A 7,815-nucleotide genomic window follows, 5' to 3' on the forward strand; every position below is an offset into this window, starting at 1 on the left:
CCCTATTGCCGGAAAATAAGGCGGCGGGGCTGCAGGGCTAACGTGTCGCTAAGAAGTCTTGCCAGAGCGCCTTTAACTTTCCGCCGGCGTCCGGCGGTCTGCCCCCCGGTGCCCGGACATTTCCCGGCGGCAGCGAAGCGCCCCGTTTTAGAATCCGGGAGGCCGGTCGGCTTCGCCCGAGTTCATCACGGCCTTTCGGGGATGGAGGGGCGAGATGCCACGGATCAGTCACGGAATGCGGGTCTCAGCCGCCGCGGTCACCCTGGGATTCCTGGTGGCCGGCCCCCATGCCGAAGGCGTCGCGATGGCTGACAGCACTGACGCCGACGGGTCGGCCGTCTCGGCCGGCCCACGGGCGAGCGCGCAGAAGCCCAAACCCAAGCCGGCCGTGCGCCGTGCGGCCAAGGCTCCTACAGCGGCGCGTTCCGCCGGGGCCGCGAGGAGTTCTGCACGCGATCGGCAGGCGCAGCCCCCGCGCAGGGACGGCATTCGCCGCGCCGCGGCGGCGGTCACCGTGCCCGAGAAGCCGGGACCGACGCCCGGCCGGGAACCGGCGCCCGCGGCCATGCCGCCGTCAGCGCCGAGCGTTTCGGCGGTGGTCGCCCTTCCGCGGCCGGCGGCGGCATCGGATTCGGCCCCGGAGGCCGCCAAGGTGGCCGCCCACAGCGTCGGCGCGCTGCGGACCGCGCTCCTCACCGTCGTCAACAGCGGCCTGAACCGACTCAACGGATTGCCGGGTGGTCCGCTCACGGATTTCGTGTCCGGCGCGTTGCTGATGGTGCGTCGGAGCCTGGAGCAGGCGGTGGGCGCGGCGGCCACCGGGCCGGTGGCCTCCGCCGTTTCGAATGGCCAGACCTTCGTCGTCAGCACGCTGGCCGATTCCGGTGCGGGCTCGCTGCGTCAGGCGATCCTCGACGCCAACGCAACGGCCGGTGTGAACGAGATCTCCTTCACCGTCGCCGGGACCATCCGCGTCGGCCCCACCGCGCTGCCGGCAGTCACCGACGGCGCGGTGATCGACGGGACCACCGCGCCGGGCTTCACCGGGGCGCCGGTGGTCCGCGTCGACTTCCAGAACACCGACGGCTTGAAACTGGTTGCGGGTGCATCGGATTCGCAGATCCTGTCCCTGTCGCTGGTCGACGCCGCCGGCGCCGGAGTCACCATCGACACCTCCGACACGGTCCTCAGCGGAAACTACATCGGTATCTGGGGAGACGGCAGACGGGTTGAGGCCAACCGCGGCGACGGTGTGCTGGTGACGTCCAACGCCGCCAACAACCTCATCGGGGTCGGGGCGGACTACGTTTTCGCGCTGTCGAACGTGATCAGCGGAAACCGCGGAAACGGGATCACCATCTCCGGCGGCAGCGGCAACATCGTGGAGGCCAACTACATCGGCACCGACGCGACCGGCACGAAGTGCAAGCCCAACCGGGGCGTCGGAATCCAGTTGACCGCCGGCGCGGCCGACAACCTGATCGGCGGCGAGCGCACCGGCGGCAACGACCCGACCGACGAAAATTTCGCCGTCCCACCGCAGGGCAACCTGATCTCGGCCAATCGCAGCGACGGCATTCTGATCGACGATGGCGCGACGGGTAACCAACTCAGCGGTAACTTCATCGGCACGAATGCGTCTGGCAGTGCTGCACTGGGCAACGGGGCCAACGGGGTGGCGATCGTCAACGCCGACTACAACAGTCTCGTCGGCACCACGTCGCTGCAGAACCCGTTCGTGTTCTACAACGTGATCTCGGGCAACCGCGGCAACGGCCTGGTGGTGCACAACGCCGACCACACCGTCGTCCACGCCAACTTCTTCGGCATGGGTGCGGACAACAACACGGTGGTGGCCAACCGCGGCGACGGGATGCTGGTCATGGGCGACTCCACCTACGTCGACTCCGGCGGCGAGATCCCACTGGGCAACGTGATGAGCGGCAACCGCGGCTACGGAATCGAGATCGTCGACACCGCAGGCGGTGTCGTGTCATTCAACAACTTCGTCGGCCAGGCGGCGTTCGGTACGACGGCCAAACCGAACCGGGCCGGCGGTATCCTGGTCACCTCGAGCAACCCCGGCTTCGACATCGGCAACGAGTACACCTGGAACAAGATCCGGACCAGTCTCATCGGCGGCAACTGGGGCAACGGCATCGCCTTCCTCGGCGACGCGCACGGTGCGGAGGTCACCGACACCTCGGTCGGCACGGACAACACCATCAAGCAGCCGCTACCCAACCTCGGCAACGGCATCCTCATCGGAGGCAATGCCAACCAGATCGCCATCGGCGGATTCCAGCCCTCGGTGGAGGAGGTCGACGGCGGTTTCAGCGTCTACTCGGGCGCGAACAGGGGCTACGGCATCGTGATCAGGGGCCGGGCCAACAACAACACCGTGTTCAACACCCGCGTCGGCCTCGGGACCGGGGTGACGATCGACACCGCAGCGAAGATTCCCAACCGGGGTGGCGGGATCATGGTGGGCAGCGGCACGTCACAGATCACGATCGGCGGTCCGCGCGATGCGATCATCCCCGGCTTCCGCTACATGAACGAGGTCGTCGGTAACCGGGGCAACGGCGTCATGCTCCTCGGCGCCGAAGGTCTTGGCCTGCTCGGCAGCACGATCTCGGGCAACAACGCCTCCGGGGTCGTGCTGGCGGGTGGGCGGGGTATCACGGTCGGATTCCCGTTGAACGAGAACGTGATCGCCGACAACGGCCTATTCGGTGTCTACGCCACCGGGCGGCTCGAGGCGGCGGTGGAGTCCTCGACGATCTCGGACAACGGCGCGACCGGCGTGCGCCTGGCCGGTGCCCGCGGCATCAGCGTCGGCGGCGGGGCGCTGAGCCCGACCCGCAAGAACATCATCTCGGGTAATCGAGGCTGGGGAATCCTGGCCTCCGGTCTGAGCTTCGGCTCCGCGCTGGGGCGCAACGACGTCGCCAACAACGCCTCCGGCGAGGTGAACACCACCTTCGCCCTCGGGCTGACGACGAACTGATGCTGCCCGAGATCAGCTGATGAACCGCTTGGCCTGCGCCGAAACCCGGTCCGCGAGGCCGTCGGGCATCGGAATGGTCAGAACGACGTCGTCGAGCGCGACGGTGGAGTCGGGGTCGGCGTAGGGCAGCAGGTCCTGCGCGTCGCCGATGCGGGCACACATCGTCGGGATGAACTGCTCGAAGCCGACCAGCGGGCACAGCGCGAAGGTCCCGGCGTCGGCGACGAACACCCGCGCCTCGGGCAGTACCGGAGTCTGAAGGCAGGCCTCGGCCTGGCGGAGGAAGGCCTCGTGGTAGTCCATCAGGCGGTCGGCGACGGCCACGATCGCCGGCGCGTGGGCGCTCTCCTCGTCGGCGCCGAACGCCCCCTTGAAGGCCGGGCTGAGCATGAAACTCTCGAGCTGGGCGACCTGGTCGGCGATGGTGGTCATCGCCTGGTAGACCGTCCGCGAATAGGCCTGACCGGTCAGCGGGGCCAGCCCCGGGCGGGGTTGATAACCCGATGCGCAGGCCCGCAGCCGGGCTTGGACGCCGTTGCGGCGCTGCACCAGAACCGAGGTGAACACCGCCCACGGCCAGGCTGGCGGCCTGTCGGCGATCAGACGCGCCAACTGCTCCTCGGTGGTGGCGACGTGGGCGATGATCGACGACTTCTCATCGGGCGGGAGCACGCGTTTGGGCGTCGGGTCGATCGGACGGGCCATGCCGGCGACCAGTTCACGGAAGTCGGCCGGCATCGGCCAGGGCGCGTCGGTGGGCCTGCCGCCGGTGGAGACCTTCCAGCCCGCCCAGACGAGCAGCCCGAGTCCGGCGAGAGTGGTGATCCAGGATCCCTCTGCCAGCCCGCCCAGCAGCAGCGCGGTTCCGGCGATCAGGGCCAGCCGGGCACGTCCCGTCAGCGCGCGCAGCGACTCGATACCCGACACGAAACAGCCCCCTGTCATCGGTTGTCCTCAGGGTACGGGCGCCCCCCGACAACAAATGGGGTGCCGGCGGACGCGCGCGACATTCACCTGCCGTTCAATTTCCGGCAGCCGGTTCCCGCACGTCGGCGACCTACCATGAGGGGGTGCGGACGGCGTACGGCGCCCAGCTAGACGCGCTGACCAGCCAGCTGGCCGAGATGTGCCGACTGGCCGGTATCGCTATGGAACGCGCAACGCAGGCACTGCTGCAGGCTGATCTCGTCCTTGCCGAGCAGGTGATCGGCGACCGCGAGCAGATCGCCGCAGCCAGCGCCCGGGCCGAGGAAGCGGGTTTCGCCCTGCTGGCCTTGCATGCGCCGGTGGCCAGAGATCTGCGCGCAATCGTCGGATCCGTCCAGATCGTCGCAGACGTCGAGCGGATGGGGGCACTCGCGGTCCACGTCGCGAAGATCACCCGGCGTCGTCACCCCCGGTATGTGCTGCCCGAACAGGTGAACGGGTATTTCGCCGAGATGGGCCGTATCGCAGTCGAATTGGGCGCGCGGGCTTCACAGGTCATCGTCTCGCGCGACCCCGACACGGCGCGCGGCATTCAGGACGAGGATGCGACGATGAACGACCTGCACCGCCACCTGTTCAGCGTGATCATGAACCGCGACTGGAAGTACGGGGTGGAGGCAGCGGTGGACGTGACCCTGCTGAGTCGCTACTACGAGCGTTTCGCCGACCATGCGGTGGAGGTCGCCCGGCGGGTCATCTTCCAGGTGACCGGTCTCATGCCGACCGACTACGACACGTACGCGTAATCGTCGACCGCTGTTACTCGGCGACGGTCGCCCGGGAGGCCGTTTTCGCGGGCTCTGTAGCGGAGGGTTTTGCCGCTGTTGTCTCCGTCGCCATTGTCTCTGATGCGGATGCCGGTGTGATCGCCTCGGCCAGCTCTTCCTCCCGGGATTCCAGTTCGGAGAGGTGGCGGGAAATCAGAGCCGACCCGACACCCATCGCCACGGCCACCGGCCAGTCGACGAGTTCGAGTACGGCCAGCCCGCCGAGCGCGGCGTAGATCGCGAGTTGTTCGGGCGGCGGCACCGGCACCCGCCCCACGATCGGCAGGTCGACCGAGTACTTCGTGCCTCGGGCCACCTGCTGGGAGGCCTCACGGTGGGCCCCGAGGAGGGCCTTGGTTTTGTTCAGAAACATGTTCGCTTCCTGTTCACTTCCCTGATGCGCGCCGGAGACCGGGACGGGCCATCCTTAGCGGTTATGACCGATGTTCTCAGTGTCGCCGGACCCAAGGTTCTTGTCGATGCCGGCGCCCGGCTGCTGACGCCGGCCGTTCGGGAGATCTACGCCGTCCTGGTCCGGATCGGAGTCATGGTCGTCCACGACTGAGGAGTCATGGTCGTCCACGTCTGACTGGGTACCCAGAAGCGTCGCAAGATATTCCACCACTGCCGGGGCGTAGATGCTCAGAAGCGACGCCGCGGCGGTGGCGGTGAGTGCCTGGCCCCACCCCAGCGGGCCGAGCGGTGTGCAGCCGAAGAGCTGACTGAGCCCCGGGGTACTGATCACCACGGCGAGGGCGGCCAGCGACCCGACCGCTGTGGAGACCACCAGCGGACTGCGCGAGTCGGTCAGGGTCTGCGCCAGTTGGGTGCACACCAGACCGATCAGGGCGATGGTCGCCGCTCGACGGCGCCGACCGGTCAGCCGTCCCATCAGCCAGGCCAGGGTGGCCCCGGTCGTGGTCGCCGCGCCGCGGACGGCGATCGCCCGCACCATCGCGGCCTCCCCACGTTGCAGGGTCCCGATTCCGTCGTGACTGCTGACCGCCAGTGCGGCCGCCGGAAGCGCGTCGGTGAGCATGTTGACGAGCAGCATCTGCCGGGCGTTGAGCACCGAGTGCCCGGTGAGCACCGCGGTCAGCAGAGCGAAGGCGACCTCGCCGGCGTTGCCGCCCAACAGGACCGACACAGCCGACTGCACCCGCCGCCACAGCTGCGCACCCTCGTCGAGAGCGTCCAGCAGAGCCTCGATGTGGCCGTCGAGCAGCAGCATGTCGGCGGCGGTTCGCGCCGGGTCGCTGCCGGCGGCGGCCACCGCGATGCCGACGCTGGCGGCGCGGATCGCCGCGGCGTCGTTGGCGCCGTCGCCGACCATCGCGGTCACCAGCCCGGCGCGTTCGAGGGTCTGGACGATATCGACCTTGTGCTCCGGTGACATGCGCGCGAATACCTGGCGCTCGGTCACGGCTGCCACCCGGTCGTCGGCCGACATCGACTCCCATTCGGTGCCGGTGATCACCTGGTCCGCAGTGACCGGAAGACCCAGTTCGCGGGCGATCACCGCGGCGGTGACCGGGTGGTCGCCGGTGACCAGCCGTATCCCGATACCCCGTGCGGCGAGCTCGTCCAGGAGCGCTGCGGCGCTGTCCCGCGGAGTGTCGGCCAGTCCGAGCAGACCGACCGGCTTGAGCCCGGTCCGGCAGAGCCGTTCCATGTCCGCGGGGTCGGCGACGGCCTTGGCGGCCTGGCGTGCGGTGAGGGTTCGTTCGGCGACGGCCAACACCCGCAGTCCGCTGCCCGCGAGCGCGGTCACGGTGGCAGACAGGTCGACTGAACCCGCGGTGAACGCCGCCGCGAGTACTTCCGGCGCACCCTTGATGGTCAGCCGGGTACCGGTGAGCGACGCCGCGAACGGACGGTTGGACTGGAACGGCAGGTAGGCGTCGGCGGCCGGCGGATTTCCGGCCGCCTGCCGGATCGCCTCATCGGTGGCGTGGCCGCTGCGGCCGTCGTGGACGGCCAGTGTGCGCGCCGCGGCCCGCAGGACCGACGCGCGGCTGCGGCCCGGTGCCGGATGGACACGCTTGACTTTGAGCCTGTTCTCGCTGAGCGTGCCGGTCTTGTCGAAGCACACCACGTTGAGGCGGGCCAGGGCCTCCACCGAGTTGGGGTTGCGGATCAGCACATGGGCGCCGCTGAGCTTGCGTGCCGCGGCAAGCTGGGCCAGCGTCGCCACCAACGGCAGGCCCTCGGGCACGGCGGCGACACTGACCGCGACGGCGCTGCCGACGGCTTCCCTGAGCTTCGCGCCCCGCAGGGTGCTCAGTACTCCCACGAGGGCGCCGCCGCCGAGACTCCAGGGCAGTGCGCGGCCGGTGATCCTGGTGAGCTGGCTCTGCAGGCCGATGCGCTTGGTTGTGCTGGGCGCCATGGCAATTGCGCGCTGCACCTCGGTGCCACGGCCGACTGCGGTCACCACGGCGACGCAGGTCCCGGCGACCACCGTGCACCCGGCGTAGACCATGCAGGACCGTTCGGCCAGCGGGGCGCCCGGCGTCGGATCGGTCCGCTTTGACACGGGCAAGGACTCGCCGGTCAGCCGCGACTCGTCGACCTCGATGTTGTCCGCGGTGATAAGCCGCGCGTCGGCGGGCACCACTTCACCCGGCCGGATCTCGATGATGTCGCCCGGGCGCAGCACCGTCGCCGGCACCTCCTCGCAGACGCGTTCGTCGACCGGCCCGACTCGGCGCCGGGCCGGAGGATCCTGCACCGCCAGCAGCCGGCGCAGGGTCCGCTCGGCATGCAACTGCTGCTGAGCCGACAGTGCGGCGTTGGTCACCAGCACGCTGCCCACGAGCGCGGCGTCCAGCGGCGAGCCCAGCAGCGCACTGGCCACCGCGCCGGTGGCCAGGATGGGGGTGATCGGGTCTGCGAGGTTGCCCCGGAACTGCCCGGCCAGATCGCCGGCCAGCGACCAGGCGGGGGCCGTCGCGCGCCGGGCGAATCGGGCCGGCGCGAGGAGAACCGAAGGCCGGGCCTCGGGTGGGGCGGATCGCGATGGCGGGCGGGGCAGCAGGCGCCGCACTTCGT

5 protein-coding genes are annotated in these 7,815 nt (G+C 69.5%); 2 read left to right on the forward strand and 3 right to left on the reverse strand.

What is annotated here, in order from left to right:
* Nucleotides 1–235: 235 nt before the first annotated feature.
* On the forward strand, nucleotides 236–3,010 hold the full coding sequence (locus tag ACKOQ4_RS03340; RefSeq protein WP_526288794.1) for a beta strand repeat-containing protein: 2,775 nt from the start codon (nucleotides 236–238) through the stop codon (nucleotides 3,008–3,010).
* Between the two features lie 12 nt (nucleotides 3,011–3,022).
* On the opposite strand, the gene ACKOQ4_RS03345 is transcribed toward ACKOQ4_RS03340, so the two are convergent.
* Nucleotides 3,023–3,955 carry a hypothetical protein gene (locus tag ACKOQ4_RS03345; protein WP_526288796.1) on the reverse strand — a complete coding sequence of 311 codons (933 nt, stop codon included), beginning with the start codon at nucleotides 3,953–3,955 and terminating at the stop codon, nucleotides 3,023–3,025.
* 125 nt (nucleotides 3,956–4,080) lie between these two features.
* Here ACKOQ4_RS03345 and phoU point away from each other — a divergent pair, with 125 nt between their 5' ends.
* Nucleotides 4,081–4,743, forward strand: a complete 663-nt coding sequence (gene phoU, locus ACKOQ4_RS03350) for a phosphate signaling complex protein PhoU (protein ID WP_526288798.1) — start codon at nucleotides 4,081–4,083, stop codon at nucleotides 4,741–4,743.
* A 13-nt stretch (nucleotides 4,744–4,756) separates the two neighbouring features.
* Here the strand turns inward: phoU and ACKOQ4_RS03355 are convergent, their stop codons facing one another.
* Both ACKOQ4_RS03355 and ACKOQ4_RS03360 read right to left on the reverse strand, forming a co-directional pair.
* Nucleotides 4,757–5,137, reverse strand: coding sequence for a hypothetical protein (locus ACKOQ4_RS03355; protein WP_526288800.1), 381 nt, complete (start codon nucleotides 5,135–5,137; stop codon nucleotides 4,757–4,759).
* Nucleotides 5,138–5,191: 54 nt separating this feature from the next.
* Nucleotides 5,192–7,815 (reverse strand): HAD-IC family P-type ATPase (locus ACKOQ4_RS03360; RefSeq protein ID WP_526288802.1); only part of this gene is annotated, 2,624 nt, incomplete at its 5' end.

The sequence above is a fragment of the Mycobacterium sp. genome, assembly GCF_046095365.1.
Taxonomy (GTDB): Bacteria; Actinomycetota; Actinomycetes; order Mycobacteriales; family Mycobacteriaceae; genus Mycobacterium.